The sequence below is a fragment of the Kocuria sp. ChxB genome, from assembly GCF_044359605.1.
Classification (GTDB): Bacteria; Actinomycetota; Actinomycetes; order Actinomycetales; family Micrococcaceae; genus Kocuria; species Kocuria rhizophila.
In genome coordinates this window covers 1,593,101-1,616,600 of record NZ_CP121123.1, presented here as the reverse complement: position 1 = coordinate 1,616,600, position 23,500 = coordinate 1,593,101, and the positions used below count along the sequence as shown (strand labels likewise).

At 70.4% G+C, this 23,500-nt stretch carries 16 protein-coding genes; 8 read left to right on the top strand and 8 right to left on the bottom strand.

Translation table 11 applies throughout. The annotated features are described in order from the left end of the window. Positions 1–264: 264 nt before the first annotated feature. On the top strand, positions 265–873 hold the full coding sequence (locus P8S73_RS07125) for a hypothetical protein (protein WP_396350278.1): 609 nt from the start codon (positions 265–267) through the stop codon (positions 871–873). Here the strand turns inward: P8S73_RS07125 and P8S73_RS07120 are convergent, their stop codons facing one another. Further along, positions 874–1,569: a GNAT family N-acetyltransferase gene (locus tag P8S73_RS07120; protein WP_396350277.1), complete on the bottom strand. Its 696-nt coding sequence runs from the start codon at positions 1,567–1,569 to the stop codon at positions 874–876. It abuts the gene before it with no gap. A 161-nt stretch (positions 1,570–1,730) separates the two neighbouring features. On the opposite strand from P8S73_RS07120, the gene P8S73_RS07115 reads away from it, so the two are divergent. Together P8S73_RS07115 and P8S73_RS07110 are read left to right on the top strand one after the other, a co-directional pair. Then, positions 1,731–2,351 (top strand): superoxide dismutase, encoded by a 621-nt coding sequence (locus P8S73_RS07115; RefSeq protein ID WP_396350276.1) that lies wholly within the window; start codon positions 1,731–1,733, stop codon positions 2,349–2,351. A 109-nt stretch (positions 2,352–2,460) separates the two neighbouring features. Then, a complete protein-coding gene (locus tag P8S73_RS07110) occupies positions 2,461–3,438 on the top strand; it encodes a D-glycerate dehydrogenase (RefSeq protein ID WP_019310465.1) in 978 nt (325 codons plus the stop codon). A 170-nt stretch (positions 3,439–3,608) separates the two neighbouring features. Here P8S73_RS07110 and P8S73_RS07105 read toward each other — a convergent pair whose 3' ends face one another. From P8S73_RS07105 to P8S73_RS07085, 5 genes are all read right to left on the bottom strand, one after another. Continuing rightward, entirely contained in the window at positions 3,609–4,910 is a 1,302-nt protein-coding gene (locus P8S73_RS07105; RefSeq protein ID WP_396350275.1) for a cysteine desulfurase family protein, read from the bottom strand. Between the two features lie 152 nt (positions 4,911–5,062). After that, complete coding sequence (gene nadC / locus P8S73_RS07100; protein WP_135010543.1) at positions 5,063–5,977, bottom strand: carboxylating nicotinate-nucleotide diphosphorylase; 915 nt, start codon at positions 5,975–5,977, stop codon at positions 5,063–5,065. Between the two features lie 139 nt (positions 5,978–6,116). Then, complete coding sequence (gene nadB / locus P8S73_RS07095; RefSeq protein WP_160119487.1) at positions 6,117–7,757, bottom strand: L-aspartate oxidase; 1,641 nt, start codon at positions 7,755–7,757, stop codon at positions 6,117–6,119. Then, a complete protein-coding gene (gene nadA / locus P8S73_RS07090; protein WP_070637238.1) occupies positions 7,750–9,087 on the bottom strand; it encodes a quinolinate synthase NadA in 1,338 nt (445 codons plus the stop codon). Before nadA ends, nadB begins: the two co-directional genes overlap by 8 nt. Then, complete coding sequence (locus tag P8S73_RS07085) at positions 9,084–9,908, bottom strand: NrtR DNA-binding winged helix domain-containing protein (protein ID WP_135010542.1); 825 nt, start codon at positions 9,906–9,908, stop codon at positions 9,084–9,086. The genes nadA and P8S73_RS07085 overlap by 4 nt, the downstream gene beginning before the upstream one ends. A 249-nt stretch (positions 9,909–10,157) precedes the next feature. Between P8S73_RS07085 and P8S73_RS07080 the strand changes: the two genes are divergently transcribed. Beyond that, the gene (locus P8S73_RS07080; protein WP_070637234.1) at positions 10,158–11,720 is read left to right on the top strand and encodes an AbgT family transporter; all 1,563 of its coding nucleotides are present in this window, start codon (positions 10,158–10,160) and stop codon (positions 11,718–11,720) included. Positions 11,721–11,864: 144 nt separating this feature from the next. On the opposite strand, the gene P8S73_RS07075 is transcribed toward P8S73_RS07080, so the two are convergent. Together P8S73_RS07075 and P8S73_RS07070 are read right to left on the bottom strand one after the other, a co-directional pair. Next, entirely contained in the window at positions 11,865–14,825 is a 2,961-nt protein-coding gene (locus tag P8S73_RS07075) for a DUF4401 domain-containing protein (RefSeq protein WP_235005090.1), read from the bottom strand. Between the two features lie 193 nt (positions 14,826–15,018). Continuing rightward, entirely contained in the window at positions 15,019–16,437 is a 1,419-nt protein-coding gene (locus P8S73_RS07070; protein WP_070637230.1) for a glucose-6-phosphate dehydrogenase, read from the bottom strand. Between the two features lie 164 nt (positions 16,438–16,601). On the opposite strand from P8S73_RS07070, the gene P8S73_RS07065 reads away from it, so the two are divergent. From P8S73_RS07065 to P8S73_RS07050, 4 genes are all read left to right on the top strand, one after another. Next, the gene (locus P8S73_RS07065; RefSeq protein ID WP_070637228.1) at positions 16,602–16,982 is read left to right on the top strand and encodes a hypothetical protein; all 381 of its coding nucleotides are present in this window, start codon (positions 16,602–16,604) and stop codon (positions 16,980–16,982) included. A 57-nt stretch (positions 16,983–17,039) separates the two neighbouring features. Beyond that, complete coding sequence (locus P8S73_RS07060; RefSeq protein ID WP_219620212.1) at positions 17,040–19,193, top strand: glycoside hydrolase family 15 protein; 2,154 nt, start codon at positions 17,040–17,042, stop codon at positions 19,191–19,193. Between the two features lie 184 nt (positions 19,194–19,377). Beyond that, positions 19,378–22,527, top strand: coding sequence for a DUF11 domain-containing protein (locus P8S73_RS07055; protein ID WP_135010541.1), 3,150 nt, complete (start codon positions 19,378–19,380; stop codon positions 22,525–22,527). Between the two features lie 92 nt (positions 22,528–22,619). Further along, positions 22,620–23,408 (top strand): class F sortase, encoded by a 789-nt coding sequence (locus P8S73_RS07050; RefSeq protein WP_235005099.1) that lies wholly within the window; start codon positions 22,620–22,622, stop codon positions 23,406–23,408. The last annotated feature ends 92 nt before the right edge of the window (positions 23,409–23,500 follow it).

Genomic DNA, 23,500 nt, shown 5'->3' with positions numbered 1-23,500 from the left:
TTCGGTATCTCGTCTGGTCACGGGCGGGTTTCGGGGCAGCCGGCCCGTGGACTATGCAGTTGCATCGAATATGTGTTCGAATTGTGCACAGACTTCTCCACGGCTGTGGATAACCGTTGTCCACCAGGTGTGCACGGGACACACACCCCGAGCGAGGTGACGAGTTGTGGCCTTTGCACCAGACTAGAGTCCTGATGACAAGCGTGCTGTGGCCGCTCGGTGGGACGAGCGGCATGGGGAGAGGCACGTCCTAGGGGGGAAAACATGTCTGTGTGCATCACGCAGGTCGGGGAGTCCGACCGCAGTTTCACCATGGTCGCGGAGCAGGATGTGGCCGTGACCGTCGAAGAGTTCGACCGTGCGATTGGTCGACCCAGGGAGATGGGCGAGTGGTTCGGTGTGGAGTTCACCTGGCCCACGTGCCCCGACCACCAGATGGAGGTGGGCTCCGCCCTGGAGTTCAGGGCGCCGATCGGCCCGCTGCACTTCGACTTCATCATGATCGTGGCGGACCGGGTGCCCGGGGAGTCGCTGCTGTTCCGCACCACGCGCGGATCCGTGGACGTCACCCTCGAGTACACGTGGTGGGCCACGAGCACCGGAACCCGTGTGCGGCTGAACCTCGACTTCCGGCTGCGCCATGAACTGTGGTGGCGGACCCGGTGGACGCAGGCCGTGGCAAGGCGCAAGCTCACGGTGGGGATGGAGCGGATGCGCCAGCAGCTGGGCGCGGCTCCGTGTGCCCAGACGGCCGCGCCGGTGGTGGCAGACAGTGGCGCGGAGGCGTCCCGGGAGACCGGTGCTCCCGGGCGGGGCCGCATGGCAGCCGCCCACCGCGCCGCCCACGCGCGGCACCGCGCGCAGCGCGCCTGATCAGCGCGTTGCGGGGGTCACCGGCGCCAGGGAACGCTCCATGCGCAGCACGCGCACCCGGTAGTCCATGCCGGGGACGTCGAAGTCCACCGCCCCGCGCGGTGTGTAGCCCAGCCCGGCGTAGAAGGGCTGGAGCACAGGATTGGACTCGTCGCAGTCCAGGCGGGAGATCGTGCGCCCGGAGGCCGCAATGGCCTGCTCCGCCACGCGGATCAGGCGGGTCCCCGTTCCGGTGCCGCTCAGCGAGCGGTCCACAGCCACCCCGTGGATGTACCCCGCGGGCTCGGGCTGCGGGCCCCAGATCGGGAGGTCCTCCCAGATCACGCGCACGCTCGCGAGCACGTCCCCGGGGCGCTGCGGGGACTCCATGACCCACCACTCGTCCCGGTCGATCTCCTGCTCCACGTGCTCGAGGGCGAACTCGCCCTCGCGCCACTGGTCGATCCCGCGCGCCTGCATCCAGCGGGCCAGCGTGTCCCGGAGCGCGATGATGCCGCGCGCGTGCTCGCGTCTCGCGCGCACCACCTCCAGCGTGCTCGGGTCCAGGCCTGCGGATTCACGACGGCGCTGGGTGGCGTCCCCGGAGCCGGCTGCGCTCTCGGACCCCGGGACGTTTCCGGACCCCGCGTGAGAGCCCGGGGCGGTGACACCCGGGGGGAGGTGCGGAACGGGGCGTGCGGCGTCGTCGGCTGGCATGACCCGAGACTAGGTCAGGCCCGTGGCCGGGGGCGGAGGGTGTGACAGAACGTGACGGGGAGTCCGGGGCCCGTACGCCAGGGGCTGAACGTGCTTGACCAGGGCGAGACGGCGGGCGGAAGGTTGAAGCATCACGTCCCGCAAAGGAAGGATGATTCACCATGGCTGAAAAGTTCACTCTCCCCGATCTTCCGTACGACTACGCAGCGCTCGAGCCGCACATCTCCGCGCAGATCATGCAGCTGCACCACGACAAGCACCACAACACCTACGTGACCGGTGCTAACACCGCGCTGGAGAAGATGGAGGAGGCCCGCGCCAACGGTGACGCCGCAGGTGCCGCGAAGCTCTCCAAGGACCTCCAGTTCAACCTGGGTGGGCACATCAACCACTCGATCTTCTGGAAGAACCTCTCCCCCGAGGGCGGCGACAAGCCCACCGGTGAGCTGGCCGCCGCGATCGACGAGTTCTTCGGCTCCTTCGACGCCTTCCGTGACCAGTTCACGGCCGTGGCCACGACCATCCAGGGCTCCGGCTGGGCGATCCTCGCGTACGAGCCGATCGCCGGCAACCTGGTGATCGAGCAGATGTACGACCAGCAGAACGGTGTCCCCGTGGCCACCATCCCGCTGCTGCAGCTGGACATGTGGGAGCACGCCTTCTACCTGGACTACCAGAACGTCAAGGCGGACTACGTCAAGGCCTTCTGGAACATCGTGAACTGGGCGGACGTCACCGAGCGCTTCGAGAAGGCGCGCGCCGGGGCCACGTCCCTCATCTGATCCCGTGGTGACGCATCGCCCCGCGGTGCCGTGACCTGTCGAAACCCCGCCCGGCGCTCGCCGTGCGGGGTTTCGCGCTACCAGCCAGCCATTCCGAGGAGTCCCGTCCATGAGCACGCCCCGTTTCCTGGTGACCCGGGAGATTCCCGAGCCCGGCCCGAGCATCCTGCGCGACGCGGGGGAGGTGGAGACCCGCAGCGGCATGAGCGCCGACGAGCTGCGGGAGGCGGTCACGGGCGGCGAGTACGACGTGGTGCTGTCCCAGACCTCCGACGCCTTCTCCGCGGAGCTCCTGGGGGAGGCTCGGATCAGGGGCATCGCGAACTACGGGGTGGGGTACAACAACATCGATGTGGCGGCGGCCGCGGAGCACGGGATCGCGGTGGGCAACACCCCGGACGTGCTGGACAACGCCACCGCGAACGTGGCCGTGCTGCTGCTCCTGGGAGCGGCGCGCCGCGCGCACGAAGCCTCCGAGTTCCTGCGCAGCGGTCAGTTCCAGGGGCTGCGCCCGCAGCTGCTGGTGGGTCAGGACGTCACCGGTGCCACGCTGGGGATCGCGGGCATGGGCCGGATCGGCAAGGCCGTGGCCCGGCGCGCTCTGGGGCTCGGCATGACCGTCCAGTTCACGCAGCGTCCGCCGCACGACCGCGAGGTGTCCGACGACGAACTGGGCGATCTGGCGGGGCACGTCACCCAGGTGCCGTGGGACGAGCTCGTGGCCACGAGCGATTACCTCTCGCTGCACGTCCCGCTCACGGAGGACACCACGCACCTGGTGGACGCGGACGTCCTGCGCCGCATGAAATCCACGGCGGTGCTCGTGAACACGGCGCGTGGGCCGGTGGTGGACGAGAAGGCCCTGGTGCACGCCCTGCGCGAGGGGCAGATCTTCGCCGCCGGGCTGGACGTGTTCGAGAACGAACCCGCCGTGGAGCCCGGTCTGCTGGAGCTGCCCAACGCGTTCTTGCTCCCGCACATCGGCTCCGCCGAGGCGGGCACGCGGGCGGGGATGGCACGGATGGCCGCGGAGAACGCGGTGGCCATGGCCCGCGGGGAGAGGCCGCCGTACCCGGTGGAGGTGTAGCTCGCGCGGGTGGTCGGCGGCGTCGGGTTTCCGCGCCGGGGCAGTTCGTGTGCGCCGGGAACTCGTCGGCGTCCGGCGCCTGAGCGGAGTGAGCGGCGGTGCGGGCGCCGCGCTGGCCGGGTTCGGTGAGCGGCGTCGGTCGATGAGGCGGCGGCGAGTCAGTCGCGGCCCTAAAGTGCTGCGACCACGTCCGCCGTGGCGGCGATCGCCGTGTCGACGTCCTGCGCGGTGGTGTCCCTGCCCAGGCTGAAGCGCACCGCGGTGCTTGCCACCTCCGGGGAGAGGCCCAGCGCGGTCAGCACGTGGGACGGTTCCGTGGAACCCGCCGAGCACGCCGAGCCCGAGGACACCTGCACTCCGCGGTTCTCCAGGTCCACCAGCACGGTCTCCCCGTTGACCCCGGGAAAGCAGAAGCTGGCGTTCGTGGCCAGCCTGTTCCCGCTGGCGCTCGGGTCCGGGCCAGTGAGCACGGCACCGGGAACGCGGCCGAGGATGCCCTCGATGAACCGGTCCCGCAGCGCCGCCGTGCGTTGTGCGTGCTCCTCGCGCTCCGCCTCGGCGCGTTCCAGGGCGACCGCGAGACCCACCGCTCCCGCCACGGTGGAGGTTCCGGACCTGCGACCCCGTTCGTGGCCACCGCCGCTGAGCAGCGGGCGCAGGGGGGTGCCCCGCGCGATCCAGAGCAGTCCGATGCCCGGCGGCGTGCCGATCTTGTGACCCGCGAGGCTCAATGCGCTCACTCCGAGGGTCCGAACGTCCAGGGGGAGCACGCCCGCGGCCTGGACGGCATCCGTGTGCAGGGGGACGCCGTGCTCGGCGGCGATCTCCGCCAGTGCCGCGATGTCCTGCACGGTGCCCACCTCGTTGTTCGCGAGCATCACGGAGGCCACCGCCACCTCGGCTCCGCCTTCTGGTGCCGCCCCGTCGGGTGCGGTGGTGGAGCGGACGGCCACCGGCGTCTCGTTCTCCCCGCGGTGCATGACGCCGCCTGCGCGCCCGCCAGCGCCCGGTGCCGTGTGCTGCGCCCCCTGCCGTGCGGCGTCGTCGTTCCCCAGCAGTGCGGTGCGGAAGGCCTCCGGGGTGACCGCACCGCTGGGGTCCACGGGGACCGTCCGGGCGGTGAAGCCGTCGTAGCGGGCGAGGTCCGCGGCCGAGTCCAGAACGGCGTGGTGCTCGATGGCGCTCGTGACCACGCGTGTGCGGGTTGCGCGGCGCTCGCGGCGAGCCAGAGCAATCCCCTTGACCGCGAGATTGTCCGCCTCCGTGCCCCCGGAGGTGAAGACGATCCCACCCGGGCGGGCGTGGAGCACCGCGGCCACGCGCTCGCGGGCGTCCTCCAGCGCGTGCGCGGCGCGGCGCCCGCGCTCGTGGTGGCTGGACGCGTTGCCGAACTCGCTCGTGAGCCACGGCCACATGGCCTCGAGCACGTCCCGGCGCGGAGCCGCGGTGGCGGCGTGGTCCAGGTAGATCATGGGTGGCCTCGTTCGACAGGTAGGGGCATGCGGGGGTCTGGGGTGAGCACCCCCGGGACGGGCAGGAGAAACCGTGCTCGGGCACGGCTCGCGTGCGGCAGCCTGGGCCGGATGCAGGGTCATGGAGGCTGGGTTCTCGCGCCCTGCGCGTCTCAGGAGGTGGGCTGCGGGTCCACCGCGATGTCCAGGCCCAGGTCCAGGGCGCGCACGGAATGGGTCAGGGCGCCCACGGAGATCACGTCCACGCCCGTGGCGGCCACGCGGCCGATGGTCTCCAGGGTGATCCCGCCAGAGGCCTCCACCGCCGCGCGGCCGTCGATCATGGCGACCCCGCTGACCAGGTCCGCGGGCGCGAAGTTGTCCAGCAGCACCACGTCCGCTCCGCCGGCCAGGACGTCCTCGATCTGGTCCAGCCGGTCCACCTCCACCACCATGCATGCCGTGTGAGGCATCTTCCGGCGCAGCTCGCGCAGGGCACGGGGCAGGGACGCCCCTCCCGCCGTGAGCACGGCCAGGTGGTTGTCCTTGAGCATCACGGCGTCCGAGAGCCCGAAGCGGTGGTTGTGCCCGCCGCCGCACGTCACGGCGTGCTTCTCGAGTGCCCGTAGACCCGGGGTGGTCTTGCGGGTGTCGCACACGCGGGTGCGGGTGATGGTCCCGGTGGGCAGCTTGTTCGCGCGCTCCACCTCCGCCACGGTCTCCTCCACGGCGGCGACGTAGCGCGCGGTGGTGGTGGCGATCCCGCACATCCGCTGCACCAGGTTCAGCACCGTGCGCTCGGCGGTGAGGATGGCCCGTGCCGGTCCGCGCACGGTGGCCACAGTGGTGCCGCGATCGAGAGCGTCCCCGTCCGCGACGTGCAGCTCGACCTCCACGGCCGGGTCCAGCACGGTGAAGCCCACCCGGACCACCTTCGCGCCCGCGAAGACCCCCTGCTCCCGGGACACGACCGTGGCAGTGGCGTGTGCATCCTCGGGGAGCGCGAGCTCGGAGGTGAGGTCACCCCACGGGGCGTCCTCCGCGAGTCCTGCCCGGATCACGGTCTCAACGGCTGAGCGGTGCAGCATGTGCTGTCCTTTCGGTGCTGGTGGGGGCGCTGACGTGGTGGTGTCCTCCGGGGAGGGTCGTGTCCGCGCGGCTGGGGGTGCCGGGGTGCCCGGCCCCGTCGGTGCCCCGGGTGGCATGGTGCGCGGTTGACGGGGTGGGTCACTGGGAACCGGTGGATGCCGGATCGTCGGCGCGGTGGTGGGCCCCGCAGGACTCGATCCGCTGCCGCGCCGCCCGGACGAGCTCGCGTGCCACGGTCAGGAGGTTCCGGTCCTCGTGCTCCGCGAGGGTCTCCGCGTCCGCTCGGGGCCCCTCCGACGACGACGCCGCGAGCCACCCGTCCAGCGCCCGTTGCGTCTCCGCGAGGCCCACCTCGGTGCGGACCACTCCGGCACCCTGCCACATCACGGCCTGCAGGGCCGCACGGGTGAACGGTGCCGTGCTGCCACAGGTGGTGTGCCGGTCCGATGGGGTGGGATGCGCGTCATGCCGATCGGACGCCGGCCAGGACGCGGGATCGGCCGGCGCAGCGGCCACGAGCCGTCCGACGCGCTCCCCGAAGACCACGGCCTCCAGCAGCGAGTTGGACGCCAGCCTGTTGGCACCGTGCAGTCCCGTGGCCGCGCACTCGCCCGCGGCCCACAGCCCGGGGACCGTGGTGCGTCCGGCGGCGTCGGTGGCGATCCCGCCCATGAGGTAGTGCGCGGCGGGGCTCACCGGAACCGGTTCGCGTGACCAGTCGATCCCGCGGTCACGCAGTGCCTGGTCGATCGTGGGGAAGCGACGGGCCAGGTGCTCCGCGCGGGTCAGGCCGTCCGGCACGGGCACCGCGGTGCAGTCCAGCACCACGTGCGCTCCGGGGGCGGACGCCCGTTCGGCGGCGATCGCCCGGGCCACCACGTCCCGCGGCGCCAGCTCCGCCCGGGGATCTACGCCGAGCATGAAGCGCTCCCCGCGGTGGTTGCGCAGCACGGCCCCCTCGCCGCGCACGGCCTCCGAGATCAGGAACGAACCCGGCTCGGCCAGGGCGGTGGGGTGGAACTGCAGGAACTCCAGATCGCGCACCGCGGCCCCCGCACGGAGGGCCAGCGCGATGCCGTCCCCCGTGGCCACCTCGGGGTTGGTGGTGAACGGGTACAGGTGGCCCGCGCCGCCGGTGGCGAGCACCACGTGCTCGGCGGCCAGGACGTGCTCGGGACCCAGGCGACCCGCCGGATCCACGGAGCGCGCGGTCACACCCGACACGGTTCCACCCCGTTGCAGGATGCCGGTGACCAGTGTGTATTCCTGGACACTCATGCCTCCCGACGCGCTGGCCTCCCGCACCCGTGCCGTGAGGGCCTCCTGGATCACCCGTCCGGTGGCATCACCCCCGGCGTGCAGGATCCGCGGCACACTGTGCGCCCCCTCAAGCCCCTGGACCCACGGGGAGCCCGGCCCGGCCACGCGGTCGAAGGACACGCCGTGCTCCGTGAGCAGGGTGATGGCCTCCGGGGAGTCGGCGACGACGCCGCGCACCACCTCCGCATTGCACAGCCCCGCTCCTGCGGCCTCGGTGTCCCGGGCATGCAGCTGGGGGGTGTCCAGGGGTTGACCGCCAGGGAGGTCGCGGGTCATGGCGGCAATTCCGCCCTGCGCCCGGTCCGTGGCGGTGTGGCCGAGGGTGGACTTGGTCAGGACGGTGACCCGGGCGCCGCGGGCGGCGGCACCCAGTGCGGCGGTGAGTCCGGCGGCACCGGAGCCCACGACGAGCAAGCGCGGCGCGGCATCGTCGTCCGGGCGGTCCCGCGCCTCACGCACGCGGCACCGCGGCGAGCATGCGCTCCAGGGCCACCGACGCCTCGGCCGCGACCTCCGGTGCCACGCTCACCCGGTTGACCACGCGCCCGGCCACGAGCTCCTCCAGGACCCACGCAAGGTATCCGGGGTGGATGCGGTACATCGTGGAGCACGGGCAGATCACCGGATCCAGGCAGAAGATGGTGTGCTCCGGGTGCTCCGCGGCCAGGCGGTTGACCATGTTGATCTCAGTGCCGATCGCGAAGGTCTGTCCCGGTTCCGCCGCGGCCACGGCCCTGCGGATGTGGTCCGTGGAGCCGGCGGAGTCCGCGGCGTCCACCACCTCCATGGGGCACTCGGGGTGGACCACCACGGTGCAGCCGGGGTGCTCGGCGCGGGCCTGCTCGATCTGGGCGACGGTGAAGCGGCGGTGCACGGAGCAGAAGCCGTGCCACAGGATCACCCTCGCATCCTCCAGCCCTGCGGGGGAGTTGCCGCCCAGCGGCCTGTTCGGGTTCCACAGCGGCATCTGCTCCAGCGGCACGCCCATGGCCTTGGCGGTGTTGCGGCCCAGGTGCTGGTCCGGGAAGAACAGCACCCGCTGCCCGCGGGCGAACGCCCACTCCAGCACGGTGGCGGCGTTCGAGGACGTGCACACGATGCCCCCGTGGCGCCCGCAGAACGCCTTGAGCGCCGCGGAGGAATTCATGTAGGTCACGGGAACCACCGAGGCCAGCGGTTCGCCCCGCTCATCCGTGCGCGCGTCACCGTGCTCGTCCGTGGCGTGGGGGCCGAGGACGTCCATGAGCTCCGCCCAGCACTCCTCCACGGAGTCCTCGTCCGCCATGTCCGCCATGGAGCAGCCCGCGGCCGGGTTGGGCAGGATCACGGCCTGCTGCTCCGTGGAGAGGATGTCCGCGGTCTCGGCCATGAAGTGCACGCCGCAGAACACGATGGTCTCGGCCTCCGGGTGCGCCTTCGCCTGCTGCGCGAGCTGGAACGAGTCCCCGATGAAGTCCGCGTGCGCCACGATCTCGTCCCGCTGGTAGAAGTGGCCCATCACCACCACGCGGTCCCCCAGGGTCTGCTTGGCCGCGCGGATCATGGCGTCCAGCTCCTCGGGACTCGCGTCCCGGTAGCGCTGCGGAATGGCGGGCTGCGTCGGGGAACCTGCGGGAACGACGTCGTGCTGGGACGCCCCGGGGCCGTAGCCCTCGGTGAGCGGGGCCGGGAAGTCCCACGGCTGCTCCGCGAGGGCGGCGCTGCACGAGCCGCCGGGCGCGCCGGACTGCGCGGCGTCGTCCCCGGGGCGGGAGGACAGCAGGGTGAGGCGGGTGGCTACGGAGGTCATGGTGTCTCCTGGCTCGAAGGGCTCTCGTGTGTTGGCGGACTCGGCGGGGTCGACGGCCCCGGCGGGCCGGGACTGCTTGAAGGGCTGGAAGTGCTCGAGGGGCCGGGAGCGCTCGCGGGGCTGGGACGCTCCACGGGGTGCGGACCGGCGCGGGTGAAGTCCGGAGCGGTGTCCTCGGTGAAGCGGTACAGCGCGGGCGGCCGGTGCGGGGTTCCGGCCACGCGCTCACCCGTGTCCCGCAGCCGGCCCGAGCGCAGCGCGTGGCGGCGGAAGTTGGGGGCGTCCACGGCGCGGCCCAGGATGGCCTCGTGCACCTCGCGCAGCTGGGCGATCGTGAAGGAGTCCGGCAGGAAGGAGCGGGCGACGGCGGGGTCCGCGATCCGGTCGCGCAACCGGTCCAGGGCGTGGGTCACGATCAGCGAGTGGTCGAAGGCCAGGGGTGGCAGGTCGGTGGCGCGCAGCCACGTGACGTTGAGGTCGTCCTCGCGCGCGGCCGCCTCCTGCGGGGACAGCGCGGCCCAGTAGACCACGGTGACCACGCGCTCGTCGGCGCCCTGCGAGCGGGTGAGGCCGCCGAAGGTGGCGAGCTGCTCCAGGTGGGCGGCGTCGAGACCCGTGGTGAGGCGCAGGTACGCGGCGGCGGAGTCCTCCAGCGCCTCGTCCTCGCCCAGGGGCCCGCCGGGCAGCGCCCACCGGTGGTGGTACGGCTCGCGGATCCGGCGCACCAGGGGCAGCCAGAGCTCGTGGCGCCCGCCCGGCCCGGTGGGGCGCACCGTGAAGATCACGGTGGACACGGCGATGCTCGTGCACGGGGTGCCCATGACCACCGCCCTTCGCGGGAGAGAACCGGGACGGGGCCCGTTGATGTCACAGAGACTCTAACCCTCTTAGAGTCACTGTGACACTGAGTGCGCGACTGTGACGTGCGGGGGTGCGACCGGCTGAGACTCTGTGTGCGGCGCCCGGGGAACGGCGCCACACTGCGCGCTCCCTCGTGTCCTCACCCACGACGGGCCGGGCGTTGCGTACGTTAGGCAGATCACACGTCCACCGTCAGAACGGAATCCGCAATGTCCTCAACCGCACCCAGCGCCCGCCCGAAGGGCGCGGGCAGCAAGGGAACCGGCGGCCTGCTCCGGGTCCTGAACTGGATCGAGTGGCTGGGCAACAAGCTCCCCGATCCCTTCTGGCTGTTCCTGATGCTCGCGGGCATCGTCCTGCTGCTCAGCTGGATCCTGTCCGCCGTGGGCCTCAGCGCGGTCAACCCCGCCACGGGGGAGGCCGTGGCGGTGACCAACCTGCTGTCCCCGGAGGGGCTGCGCAAGATGGTCTCCGAGGCCGTCACCAACTTCGTGGAGTTCCCGCCGCTGGGTCTGGTGATCGTGGTCCTGCTCGGCGTGGCCGTGGCGGAGCAGTCCGGGATGATCTCCGCGGCGCTGCGCGGTTCCGTGGCGCGCGTGGGCCCCAAGTGGCTGACCTTCGTGCTGGCGCTGACCGGCATCACCGGCTCCATCGCCTCGGACGCCATGTACGTGGTGCTCATCCCCCTGGGCGCGCTCGCGTTCAAGGCCGCAGGGCGCTCTCCCGTGGTGGGGCTGATCGTGGCGTTCACGTCCGTGGCGGCGGGCTTCAACGCGTCCCTGCTGCCCACGGCGTCGGACGCGCTACTGGGCGGGATCACCACCGCCGCCGCGGGACTGATCGACGACTCCGTGATCGTGACCCCGGTGTCCAACTACTTCTTCACGTTCGTCTCCTCCTTCGTGCTCGCGGCCATCATCACGCTTGTCACCGAGACGGTGCTGTCCAAGCGCGGCGAGGCGCTCGCCGAGGACACGGACACCAAGCAGCAGGACATGGGCGACTTCAACGACATGCGCCTGAAGCCCCGCGAGAAGCGCGGTCTGCGCAACGCCGGGATCGCGTTCGTGATCATGCTGGCCATCTACCTGGCCCTGCTGCTGACCCCCGGCTCGCCGCTGCGCGCGGAGGACGGCTCCATCCTGATGTCCCCGCTGCTGCTCAACGTGGGCATCGTCATCGCGATCATGTTCGCGGTGGTGGGCTGGGTCTACGGGCGCGCCGCCGGGACCATGACCACCGCCCGAGAGGTGCCCGAGGCCATGGCCAAGGGCCTGGCTGGCGTCACTCCCGTGCTCGTGCTGTTCTTCGCCGCCGCGCAGTTCACCGCGTACTTCCAGTGGTCCGGGATCGGGCCCGTGCTGGCCGTGCACGGCGCGGACTTCATCGGCTCGCTGGGTCTGAGTCCCGTGTTCACGTTCGCGGGCATCGTGGTGATCGTGGCCGTGATGAACCTGCTCATCACCTCCGGCTCCGCCCAGTGGACGCTGCTGGCCCCGGTGATGGTGCCCATGCTCATGCTGCTGAACGTGTCCCCGGAGATGACCCAGGCGCTGTTCCGCATCGGCGACTCCCCCACCAACGTGATCAGCCCCGTGAGCCCGTACTTCGCCCTGGTGCTCGGCTACCTGCGCCGCTACCAGAAGCAGGCCGGCGTGGGCACCCTGATCTCCCTGGTACTGCCGGTGTCGATCGCCATGCTGATCGGCTGGTTCCTGCTGTTCGTGGCCTGGTACCTGCTGGGCCTGCCGCTGGGCCCCCAGGACCTCTGACACCGGCCTGACCAGTCGGCCAGGGCCCCGCCACTGCCCCGATCCGGCGACCGCCAGGTCTCCTGGTCCGACGACGACGGCGCCCCCGCCCGTGCGATGCGGACGGAGGCGCCGTCGTCACGTCCCGCGGCAGCGGGAGGGGTGTCAGTCGCCGGTCTTCACGGTGAGCTTGTCCCCGGACACCACCACGGTGCCGGAGGTGGAGATGCTCGTGGTGGTGTCCTCGTCGGACCAGTCGGCGGGCTCGTCGTCGTCGTACTCCTCGTTGTGCTGGTAGTCCAGACGCGCCTCACCGGACTTGGTGGTGGTGAAAGAGATCTCGCCGCTGTCGAACGGGGAGCGGGACACCGAGTACGTGGGGTACTTCTCGATGCTCCACACGGGGTTGCGGTAGTCCTTCTCGTCCCCGTAGATGGAGTACTCGAAGGGGCAGCCCTCGGGCTCGAACTCGGCGGTCTTGGCGCACTTGTCCAGCTGCGCGTTGAGCTGCTTGGTGACGTCCTGCTCGAGCGCGGGGGTGAAGGACTGCTGGAACGCCATGCCGGAGGACAGGGGTGCGGACCCGGCGCGGATCTCGGCCACCTGCTCGCCGCCGTAGGTAACGTACTTGCTCGTGGAGGACACGGCCACGGCGTAGTCACCGGGCAGCACCGTGAACTGCGTGCTGTGGGCCTCGCCCTGCTCGTCCACCGCGACCTTCTGGCCGTTGACGGTGAGCTCGCTGACGCCCGCGGGGATCTCCACGCTGAAGCTCTGGTACAGCGGGACCCCCGCGCTCTCGTCCACGCGCCAGGACTTGAACAGCCCGTTGCGGGAGTCGCTGACCATGGGCACGTCCACGGGGGTGGTCACGCCGTCCTGGGTCACGGTGGCGTTCACGGTGGCGTGGTCCCCGTCGATCCGGGTGTCCTTGATCTCGTAGGACGAGATCCGGTTCTCGGCGGCGCCGTAGACCTCGTCCGTGAGCAGGGCACGCTCGCTGGTGCTCACGTTCGGGTCGGCCGCCTCCGTGACGGCGGTGGCCTTCCCGTTCGTCGCGGACTGCAGCAGCTGCTCGGCCTGCTTGTCCGGGCCGAACACGGTGCGTCCCAGCACGGAGAACACCACGGCGGCCACCACGGCCAGCAGCAGCACGGCGCCCACGATGATCGCGATCAGCCGGATCCGCTTCTTCTTGGCGGGGTCCATGGGTTCACGCGGCGGGCGCGTGTAGGTGGCAGCCGCGGCGTCGTCGTACCGGGGCAGCTCCTGGGTCTGCTCCCCGGGGACGGGGGCCGTGTGGTCGCGCTGCGCGGTCACGGCGGGCTCCGCGGGGTACTGCGGGGACGACGCCGCCGCGGCCGTTTCCTGCGCGGGGGCAGCGGGCACGGGGGTGCCGGACGCCGCGGCGCCCTGCGGTGCGGCGGCGTTCGCCGCGCCGTGGTGTGCGACGGCCGCGCCCCCCATCGCGGCGGCGGAGGCCACCACGGCGGCGCGCCCGCGGGAGCGCTCCGAACCGCGCAGCCAGCGGGTCACCGGGGCGGGCAGGGAGTGCATGAAGGCGGGGGCCACGAAGCGCGCGAGCAGCTCGATGACCACGCCCCACAGGAGGAAGACCAGGCAGGTCCAGCCGGCCGGGCGCACGCTGAAGCCCGCGGAAGCCGTGTCGGAGCCCTCACCGATGAAGGACCCGGACACCCGGAGCAGCCACATGAGCAGAAGGCCCAGCAGGAAGTAGGCCAGGGGCAGCACGGCCCAGGAGAAAGGGTTGCGGGCCACGCGCTGGTCCACGGGGCGCACATGGGCCCAGGTGAGAGCCGCGCAGACGACGGACAGCACGGCCAGGGCGATGATCAGCACCACGGCCCACACGGGCACCACGGCGTCGGTCCAGAGGTAGGCCGTGCCGGAACCCCCCGTGAAGTCTGCGAAGGAGGCCGCCTGTCCGCCCGCGAAGAGCGCGGAGAGCAGGCCCATGACGAACAACCAGCCCACGGCGAGCGGCAGCCACAGCAGGGCGGAGAAGCCGAGAACGGCGCCGCCCTTGACGAATGCGTAGATCAGCAGGCCCAGGCCAGCCAGGCTGCCGAACACCGCGAACTGCACCGCCATGGGACGAAGTACCTGCAGCAGGCCGGGAGCGGTGCGCTCGGCGCCGATCACCACGCGGCCGGGGGAGGTCTGGGTGGAGCGGGCGTTGAGCGCGGACGCAATCGTCAGCAGCCCCACCACGAACAGCACGGGGAACAGCAGGCCGCCCACGGCCGTGATGCGCACACGCACATCCGTGTAGTAGATGGAGGTGTTGGTCTGCAGCGAGGTGAGCGCGGTGACGATCAGGGCCACGAGGCCCCAGCTGATGCCGCCCAGTGCGGCCATGAGCCATTGCACCACACGGTTCTCCACGCGCAGGGACGCGGAAAGCTTGCGGGCCAGGAACCATGCGGCGGCAACGCCGCACGCCAGCGCGAAGTACTGCGGGACAGCGATGCCCCCGGACAGGCGATCGTCCTCCGAGGACATGATCAGCCGCAGGGGGGTCAGGGCAGCCATGGCCGCGAGCTGGAAGGGGGCAAAGAAGATCCATTTCCAGCTGGACGCTCCGGGGTCCACACCACTGAGGTCGTCCACCTGGTCGTTGAGCTGGTCCGCGAAACTGCCGTTGGAGTCTCCGGAGATGGCCGCACCCAGCATGCTCAGCACCAGGGCGATGGCAGCTCCGACGACCGTGCCCACGTAGCCGCCGAGACCCGCCACCAGGGGAACCCACCAGTGCCGGGAGGTCATGCTCGCCAGTGCGGCGGGGGGTGTGTAGGCGGGGGCGCCGGGCTGACCGGCGGTTGCGGTGGTGGCGGTGCCGGCGGCGGGTGCCCCGGCGCTCGCGGCGGGAGCGTGCGACGGCGCTCCCGCGGTGCCGTTCGCGGCGGCACCGTTGGTCTGGTGGGCCTCGCCCGTGCGGTCGGTGCCCTGGACGGGCGGCATCGCCCGCGTCTGCTCCGTGTCGCTCGCGGCGGAGGTGGTCTCGTCCCGGTGGTGTCCCGTGCCTTCAGCGGCGGGAACACCCCCGGTGGTGTTCGGGTCCGGTTCCCGGGCCTCGCCCGCCGGATCGTGCGCCGATGAAGGCATGGTCATCTCTCCCTGGTGTCTGCAGCCGGTGCCCAGCACGTGATCCTGGGCAATTCCTGGATAACAGACTCCGGGGGCCGCCGGGGGCACGACCTACCGACAGGGGGACATGTTTATGAATAAGTCACGAAAAATTGGTCGTCCAGCGCTCGCATGCGCGCCACCCCCGGAAGGGTGGCGGCGGAGCGTGGGCTCAGGCGGTCTGCGGACCGGCGGATCCCGCCGGGTACTCCTGCAGGGGCGCGCACGTGTCGTAGGCGTGCTGGATGAGGTCGATGATCCGCCAGCCCTCCTCTGTGGCGTCCGCGCGCACGGTGAAGGTGGGGTCTCCGTCCAGGATCCAGCGCATCACGGAGCCGTACGCGGTGAGCCCGGGCTCCGGCACGCCGCTGGACAGCGTGAGGCGGTTCATCCCGCGGGAGTCGAAGGGGCTGCCCACGTTCGCCTCCAGCTGCACGTGCTCCTCCTCGAAACCCACGGTCAGGGCATTGGGGGCGATGGGGTGCGGCCAGCCCCGGTACTCGTGCGGCGGGCGGCGGAAGGTCACGCGGATGTGCTGGGCGGGGTTGCCGAGGGCCTTGCCGGAGCGCAGCGTCACGGGCACCCCGTTCCAGCGCCAGGTGTCCACCTCCAGGGTCACCTGCACGAAAGTCTCGGTCTCCCGCTCCGGGTCCACGTCCTTCTCCCGCGCGTAGTCCGGCACCTCGTGGCCGCCCACCGTTCCGGCGGTGTACCGGCCGCGCACCACCGGGGTGATCCCCGGGTGCTCGGCGGCGTGCATCGCGGACTCCTCGTCCCACAGCCGGGTGGCCCGCAGGATGTGCGCGGTGTTGGCGGGCACCTCCACGGGGTCGAAGCGGGAGGGCGGGTCCATCATGGTCAGCGCCATGACCTGCAGCAGGTGGGACTGCAGCATGTCCCGTGCGGCACCGGTGGAGTCGTAGAACTCGCCGCGGCCCTCCAGCGCCAGGGTCTCGTCGAAGACGATCTCGATGGACTCGATGTGCCGCCGGTCCCAGATGGGCTCGAACAGCCGGTTGGCGAAGCGCAGCCCCACGATGTCCAGGACGCCGGGCATGCCCAGGAAGTGGTCCACGCGGAACGTGTGCTCCTCGTCCACCAGCTGCGCCACCTGGGCGTTCAGCGCCCGCGCGGAGTCCAGGTCCGTGCCCACGGGCTTCTCCAGAGCCAGGTACAGGTCCTCGGGCAGCGAGTCCAGCTCGGCCAGGGCCGCGCACGCCTCCTTGGTGATGGCCGGGGCCAGCGCGAAGTACAGGCACACGGGGCCGACGACGCCGCCCAGCAGCGTCTCGAGGTCCGCCGCCTCGGTCACGTCGCACGAGACCCAGCGCGTGTTCTCCCGGGCGTGGTCCACGGCGGGGCCGGTGGCGTCCACGGAGTCGAAGGCCTTGGCGACGGTGTCCTCCCAGGTCTCGGCGCGCACGTCGTCGTCCGGGCCGAGCGGGCCGGGGAAGTCGTCCCGGGCGGAGCCGATGACCGTGATCTCCCGCTCGGGCTGCATGGCGAGTAGGGAGCCCAGCCCCGGGAGCAGGAGGCGCGCGGTGAGGTCACCGGAGGCGCCGAGAATCACAAGGGTCTTGATGTTGTCCATGGGATCAGGGTAGGGGGTGAGGGGGGTTGCGCTCCTTGAGCCCAGATTTTCCGGTTCAGCTGGATCCGAAAGTTCAAATCATGGCGGCGCTAATTTACCATTGGAAACCTCTAGCTGGTTCAACGTGCCCCGTTAGCTCGGGGCCTTTGACAGATCGGACTCCCATGGAAATCACGGGCGAGTACTTCCTGTTTGGAACGGAAAGTGCGGCAACGCGGGAGACCCGCGAAGCCGTCGAAGACCTTGGCTTCGAGAGAATTACTTCCGGTGTCGGCTACGCGGTCGGTCCTGGCGAGATCGCCGATGCCGTCACAGTCGCCTACTTCACGATCCAAAGCGTGAGCGCGGGTGATGTTTTCGGCGCTGCCTTGCAGGTTTTAGACCTGCTCCGGCAGTGGGCACGTGGGGAGGGGAGGCCGCAGGACGTTCGGCGGTGTGATGTCACGTTCAAAAACGGCCAGACCGGTGATGAGGTTTTCATCGACGGGTTCGAGTACAAGACTACTGATGAGCTCGTCGACCTTCTCAAGGCGCTGCGCAGCTAGCTCCATGAGCGCGTGACGGTGCACCCGCCCCCAGGCACCGGTGCTTCAATGACCCCCATGAGCACCCCCTTGGAGGACTACGCCCTGCTGGCCGATCTGCACACCGGCCCCCTGGTCTCGCGGGAGGGCAGCATCGACTGGCTGTGCTTCCCGCGCTTCGACTCTCCCGCTGTGTTCTGCGCGCTGCTGGGGGACGAGGACAACGGGCGCTGGAAGCTCAGTGCGGTGGATGGGGAGGTGGTCTCCCGCCGGTACGTCCCGGAGACGTTCATCCTGGAGACCGAGTGGCGGACCCCCACGGGCCGGGTGCTCGTCACGGACTTCCTGCCGCCCAGTGACGACCACGCAGACCTCGTGCGCCGTGTGAAATGCCTGGAGGGCACCGTGGAGGTGGAGCACGACCTGCGGATCCGCTTCGACTACGGGCGCATCACCCCGTGGGTGCGCCGCGTGGACCTGGGCAGCCACTCCAACGGGGACGACTGCGCGCACATGCAGGACTCGCCCTCCGAGCCGCACCCGGTGGGCACCACCCACGCCCCGCACGCGGCGGACGGGACGCGGGGAGCGGCGTCGTCCGCGCAGGACCCGGAGACCGGTACCCGAGAGACCGGAGCCGCAGCGGGGAACATGCCCGCCGAGGGCGCGGCGGGGGAGTCCCGCGCCACGCACTGGTACCGCCACTTCCGGGAGCGTGTGCGTCGCGCCGCGCACGAGGCGCGGTCCGGGGAGACGGACGGGAAGGGGCTGCTCGCCGTCGCCGGCCCGGACGCGCTGCTGCTCACGGGCCCGCAGCTGGAGCCCTACCAGCTTGGCCGGGACGGCAAGGACGTGGCGGTGGAGCACGACGCCGCCCACGGCCCGGGCGCGGACATCCGCGTGCTGGAGGGCCTGCGCCGGGGCCACCGCGGCACGTTCCGCATGCAGGCCGGTGAGCAGCTGGACTGGGTGCTCACGTGGAGCGAGTCCTACCGCGAGCTGCTGGTGCCCGCTGACCCCGAGCGGGCGCAGCGGGCCACGCACACGTTCTGGACGGACTGGGCCTCCGCGGTGGACTGCGACGGCGAGTACCACGAGATCATCAAGCGCTCCCTGCTGGTGCTGCGCGCCCTGACCCACTCCGAGACCGGGGGAATCGTGGCGGCGCCCACGGCCGGTCTGCCGGAGGACTTCGGGGGCGAGCGCAACTGGGACTACCGCTACACGTGGCTGCGGGACGCCGCGCTGACCATCGGTGCGCTCGTGAAGCGCGGCCACGAGTACGGCGCACTGCTGTGGCGGGACTGGCTGCTGCGCGCGGTCGCCGGGAACCCGGACCAGCTGAAAATCCTCTACGGCGTGGACGGGCGCCGCAACATCACCGAGTCCCAGCTGGAGCACCTCAGCGGCTACGAGGGCTCGCGTCCGGTGCGGATCGGCAACGGCGCGGAGGACCAGTACCAGGCGGACGTGGCCGGTGAGGTCATGATGGCCCTGGCCACTCTGCGGGACGCGGGTCAGAAGGAGAACGACTACTCGTGGGGCCTGCAGTGCAACCTCATGTCCTTCTGCGAGCTCCACATGGACACCCCGGACAACGGGATCTGGGAGATGCGCGGGGAGCCGCAGTTCTTCACCCACGGGCGCGTGATGATGTGGACCGCGTTCAACGAGGGCCTGCGGGCGGTGCGTGAGCACGGCCTCGCGGGGGACGTGGAGCGCTGGACCCGGCTGCGGGACAGGCTGCACACCGAGATCTGGGAGAAGGGCTACAACCAGGAGCTGGGCATCTTCACCCAGACCTACGGCGGCACCGAGGTGGACGCCTCCCTGCTGCAGCTGCCCCAGACGGGCTTCATCGCCCCGGACCACCCGGCGATGCTGCGCACCGTGGAGCGGATCGAGCGCGATCTGCAGGTGGAGCACGGGCAGCTGCGCCGGTACCGCACCTCCCCGGGCGGGCAGTCTGCGGACGGGCTCTCCGGCGAGGAGGCACCGTTCGTGATCTGCACCTTCTGGCTCGTGGAGCAGTACGCCCGCTCCGGACGGGTCCAGGACGCCGCGCAGCTCATGCGCACCACGGTGGGCTTCGCCTCGGACCTCGGTCTGCTCTCGGAGGAGTACGACGTCGCACGGGGGCGTCTCGCGGGCAACTTCCCCCAGGCTTTCAGCCACCTGGGACTCATCCGCGCCGCGGACGCGCTGGAGGAGGCGCACCGCGCGGCGGGGTGAGGTTGCTGTGGCGAGCCTTGCTGAGCCCGGGCGTGAACTTCGGGGCACGTGTCCCCCTAAGAGTGGACAGTGTCATGTAAGTGCTTATACACCTCCCGTCAGAATGACGAATGCCTAGCAGGTTACTCTGCACATGTCTACGTCGGCACCACACCCCTGCAGGGGCGATCGGGGCGGATCCATCATGGGTAGAACCCTCAGCACCACCTCCCACCTCTTCCTTGTGCTGCTGCTGGCCATAGCATCTGTTCTCGGGATCGCTCCGGCCGCACAGGCCGCGGAGCAGGCCGATCTGCAGGTCAACCTGACCGGACCGGCACAGTCCTCCCCGAATGTGGATTTCACCTACACCATCGCGGTCTCCAACCTGGGGCCCTCGGCTGCTGATGGGTCCCGGGTGGACTTCACCGCCCCCGCTGGTGCAACCGGTGTGACGGTCACCTGCGGGTCCCCCACGGCGGGAGCAGTGTGTGGAACCTTCACCGTGGCCAATGGCAGGGCATTAGGAACCCTGACGAAGTTCCCCGGCAACGGTGGCGCCGTGATCACGGTCAGGGGAACGTTCGGGGCAGGGTCCTCCGCCACGGCCACTGCCACGATCACCGCTCCCACCGGTGTGACGGAGTTGGATCCCTCCTCCAACACCTCCACGCAGAACACCGCGCTGGCCCAGGCGCAGGTCAACACCACCACCACGGTCTCTCCCACCACCGTGGCCAGCGGGGGAACGGTCACGGTGACCACCACGTTCGAGAACGTGGGGCCCGTGGCTGTCGAGAACTTCGATCTCCGCGGCCTGTTCGAAGGCACATCGGGGCCGGCCGACGGCGCGAGCTACTCCTTCGAGGGAACCACCGAATGTGCGACATCCTCCGAGATTCCCTGCCCTGCTGACAGCCTGGGAAAGGTTTCGATAACGGGGGACAACCGTGCCCGCATGCCCTTCGACGGTGCAAAAGTAGACCTGGCTCCCGGGCAGAAGATCGTCTTCTCCACCACACTCACCGTCGAGCGGTCGTGCGATCTGAACCGATCATCCAGGGCGGGCACTGTGACCTCGCAGTTCTACCCCCGTCAGCAGGCCACCTCAACCGGTGCGCCGTACGAGGTGCAGGGGAACAGCTACTCGAGTGCCGAGTTCTTCGTGACCGGGGGTGGCTCGCTCTGCCCCCGTCCGCTGATCCTCTCCAAGACGGTGGACCAGCCGAGCGCCCCTTCCGGTGAGGAACGGACCTTCACCATCGCAGTTGAGAATCCCAATGACACCCCCGCGTCCGTGGGCTCACTCGTCGACACCCTCATCCACTCGGGTTACGTTGGGTTCACCGCCACCGGTGGCGTCTCCTGCGCTGCGGAATCGTCGGCACCGTGCCCGCCTGGCGTCACCGGAACGGCCGTCACGGCGGATGGTTTTGCCGTTGAAGACGTGCAGCTGCCGGCTGGGACACGGCTGGTGCTCTCGATCCCGATGCGACTGGGCGCCACCTGCGGAGCTGGCGGTACGGGCGTCAACTCGGTCAATGCAAACAACATCCGAGTGGGTGAGCAACCCCTGACCGGAGAGAGCACCCTGGTTGACTACGTCATTGCCGACCTCCCGGACTGCGGTGAGGGAGTTCTGGATATCACTGCGGATAGAACGTCCCCGGAGGTGGTCTATTCAGGGCAGGACACCGTGGACAGGGTGGTCATCACGAACAACTCGAATACAGCTGTGACAGAGGCTGTCCTGGGCGTGTCGCCGGGTTCCAGGCCCCAGGGCTTCTCCTACTTTCTCCCCAGGGACGTGACGTGCGTTCCTGGGGAGAGCTCGGGGGACTGCTCGACGTTCCAAAGTGCTCTGGGCGGGGGTTACACCTTTGCTCTGGGACCAGGGGAAAGTCTCGTCCTCATCGCCTCCGCCCCGGTCCAGCTGGACGGTGTGTGCCCGTCAGGTGAGCCCGGCAGCTACACCACCAGCTACACGCTCAGAGCGGGGTCGGGATACTGGGCGGACGACACAGAGCAGCGTGTTGGCTGCAACGATGTTGCGGCGGAAACCGCGGTACCCACACTGACTCCGCAGGCAGGCAGTGCATTCCCCGTCACAGCTACGGTGTCGAATGAGGGCGGTGTGGCCCGGGATACGAAGTTCTCCATCGTGCTTCCTGCTAATGGGTACGTCTTCGATCCTGCCGCGGGGGACACCATCACCTGTGAGGTGGTCACCAAGACCTCGACCCAGAACGTGACCTGCCCGGAGTTCTTTTTCGACCCCGCCACCCGTGCGGTCACCGGTGTGATCCCGGTTCTCGGGACCGGGGACAGTGTGCGGATCCGGGTCAATGGTTCGGCCGGTGTGGTGGAGGGCAGGTCGTATCCGATCACCACCACGGTTGCGGCGTCCGGGGACACCGTTCCGGGGTCCAACACCTCGGTGGTGAACTTCGGGGTGGCCAACACCCTGGTGCCCACTTTCGGTGAGGTCACGGTGAACCTCCCGGCGGGTGCGTCTTTGGACCAGGATCTGGTGTTCCCCGCTCAGATGGTGTGCAAGTCCTCCGGAACCACTGATGCCGAGGTGCGGGTGGCTGCGGGCAGCACCACCGGGCGGGTGTCCTTGGATGAGACCGTGTGGCGCAACGATGATTGCGTGGTGACGTTCCAGCGCCCCGAGGCGCCGGCGGGGTTCGAGTGGGACGGGGACTTCTCGGAGAACCCGGTGAATCTGTCGGCGGTGCAGGCCGGTGCCACGGCCCGCACCGCGGTGTCGTTGCGGGCAGTGGTGCCGGTGCCGTCCCCGTCGGTGACGGAGGAGCCGTCCCCGGAGCCGACGACGCCTGGGCCGTCTCCCACGGAGGAGCCGTCCCCGGAGCCGACGACGCCTGGGCCGTCTCCCACGGAGGAGCCGTCCCCGGAGCCGACGACGCCTGGGCCCTCTCCCACGGAGGAACCGTCGCCGGAGCCCACGTCTCCGGAACCGACTGTGGAGCCGAGTGAGCCGGTGCCCTCACCCTCGGTGACGGATGAGCCCAGCCCGGAGCCGTCTCCTACGGGCAAGCCGTCCTCGGAGCCGACTTCTCCGGCGCCGGGGGACCCGTCACCCACAGATCCCGCACCGGATTCCCCGGTGGTGCCCGGGACCCCGGGTGCTGGGCCTGTTGATGGAGCTGCGGGGCCGGGTGGTCCAGGGTCCACCCCCTCGAGTGGTGCCGGTGGGGTGGATGTGAAGACCGGCTTCGACCGTGTGGTCTCGGACTCGCGCACCTGGTGGGTGGTTGCTGCTCTGGTGGTCCTGGGTGGGGCGGCCGGTGTGAGCGCGGCAATGCTGCGTCGTCGTAGTCGCGGTCGCTGAGCCGCCCTGGCGAGAGGATGGGGCTGTGACCCCGGGGGTGCCCCGGGTCACGGCCCCACCCCGTGGGTTGGAAGGAGCGCGTGGTGGCTGAGATGTCACGAACCCGAACAGCGGTGTTCCGTCTGCTGGTGGGCGCGGCTGCCGTACTCGTGGTCTCGGCCGTGGTGATGGCGCTGCTCGGGACCGGTTCGGGTGCCCTGCGGTGGCCGTGGGCCGGGAACAACCAGATGGGTCCGTCGCAGCTGAGTGCGACGCCGACCGGCCCGCGCGTGCCACCGGGTGATGTGCAGGTCTCCGGGACTCTCGGTCCCGACTACCGCGCTGACGCGCTGGGCCGGCCCGTGAACGGCATGGCCGGGGTGGACACCTCTTCGATCTCTCCGGGCGGTGGGCTGGGACCGGACGGGCACGACTGGCGGAGCATGGGCCCCGGTCAGTTGATGGTCCCGCAGGCCAACCTGGTGATTCCCGTGGTGGACCGGGGGATCGTGACGGACGGTTCCGGCGGGCGGTCGATGGACCTGCCGGTCTCCTTCCAGGCCGGGTGGCTGCGTGAGAGCGCGAAAATCACCGCGGCCGCAGGCACCACTGTGGTAGCCGGGCACGTGAACTGGTCCGACGGCTCCTGGGCGCCCATGTCCAACCTGTACAACACTTCTGCGGGGATGGAGGTCTACCTCACGGACCGGTCCGGGAAGCTGACCTCGTGGCGTGTCACGGACAGGACGGAGATCCCGCAGTCGGAACTCGCCGACAGGGTGGCGCTGACCGACACCTCGGGGCCGCGTCGGCTGGTGCTGATCACCTGCAAGGGCCGGCAGAACGCGGACGGGTCCATCACCTTCACCGACAACTGGGCTGTCACCGCCGAACCCCTGTGACCAGGCACCGGCCGGGGTGGTCCCGGCGACGTGCACTCGAGTGCCGGGCGGGCGCCGTCGGCCAACCCGTGGGCGCCCGTAAAGACGAGTGA

Excerpts from the sequence above, each read along its gene's own strand:
- P8S73_RS07125 (WP_396350278.1), top strand. The coding sequence starts at position 265 with ATGTCTGTGTGCATCACGCAGGTCGGGGAGTCCGACCGCAGTTTCACC.
- P8S73_RS07120 (WP_396350277.1), bottom strand. The coding sequence starts at position 1,569 with ATGCCAGCCGACGACGCCGCACGCCCCGTTCCGCACCTCCCCCCGGGT.
- P8S73_RS07115 (WP_396350276.1), top strand. The coding sequence starts at position 1,731 with ATGGCTGAAAAGTTCACTCTCCCCGATCTTCCGTACGACTACGCAGCG.
- P8S73_RS07110 (WP_019310465.1), top strand. The coding sequence starts at position 2,461 with ATGAGCACGCCCCGTTTCCTGGTGACCCGGGAGATTCCCGAGCCCGGC.
- P8S73_RS07105 (WP_396350275.1), bottom strand. The coding sequence starts at position 4,910 with ATGATCTACCTGGACCACGCCGCCACCGCGGCTCCGCGCCGGGACGTG.
- nadC (WP_135010543.1), bottom strand. The coding sequence starts at position 5,977 with ATGCTGCACCGCTCAGCCGTTGAGACCGTGATCCGGGCAGGACTCGCG.
- nadA (WP_070637238.1), bottom strand. The coding sequence starts at position 9,087 with ATGACCTCCGTAGCCACCCGCCTCACCCTGCTGTCCTCCCGCCCCGGG.
- P8S73_RS07085 (WP_135010542.1), bottom strand. The coding sequence starts at position 9,908 with ATGGGCACCCCGTGCACGAGCATCGCCGTGTCCACCGTGATCTTCACG.
- P8S73_RS07080 (WP_070637234.1), top strand. The coding sequence starts at position 10,158 with ATGTCCTCAACCGCACCCAGCGCCCGCCCGAAGGGCGCGGGCAGCAAG.
- P8S73_RS07075 (WP_235005090.1), bottom strand. The coding sequence starts at position 14,825 with ATGCCTTCATCGGCGCACGATCCGGCGGGCGAGGCCCGGGAACCGGAC.
- P8S73_RS07070 (WP_070637230.1), bottom strand. The coding sequence starts at position 16,437 with ATGGACAACATCAAGACCCTTGTGATTCTCGGCGCCTCCGGTGACCTC.
- P8S73_RS07065 (WP_070637228.1), top strand. The coding sequence starts at position 16,602 with ATGGAAATCACGGGCGAGTACTTCCTGTTTGGAACGGAAAGTGCGGCA.
- P8S73_RS07060 (WP_219620212.1), top strand. The coding sequence starts at position 17,040 with ATGAGCACCCCCTTGGAGGACTACGCCCTGCTGGCCGATCTGCACACC.
- P8S73_RS07055 (WP_135010541.1), top strand. The coding sequence starts at position 19,378 with ATGGGTAGAACCCTCAGCACCACCTCCCACCTCTTCCTTGTGCTGCTG.
- P8S73_RS07050 (WP_235005099.1), top strand. The coding sequence starts at position 22,620 with ATGTCACGAACCCGAACAGCGGTGTTCCGTCTGCTGGTGGGCGCGGCT.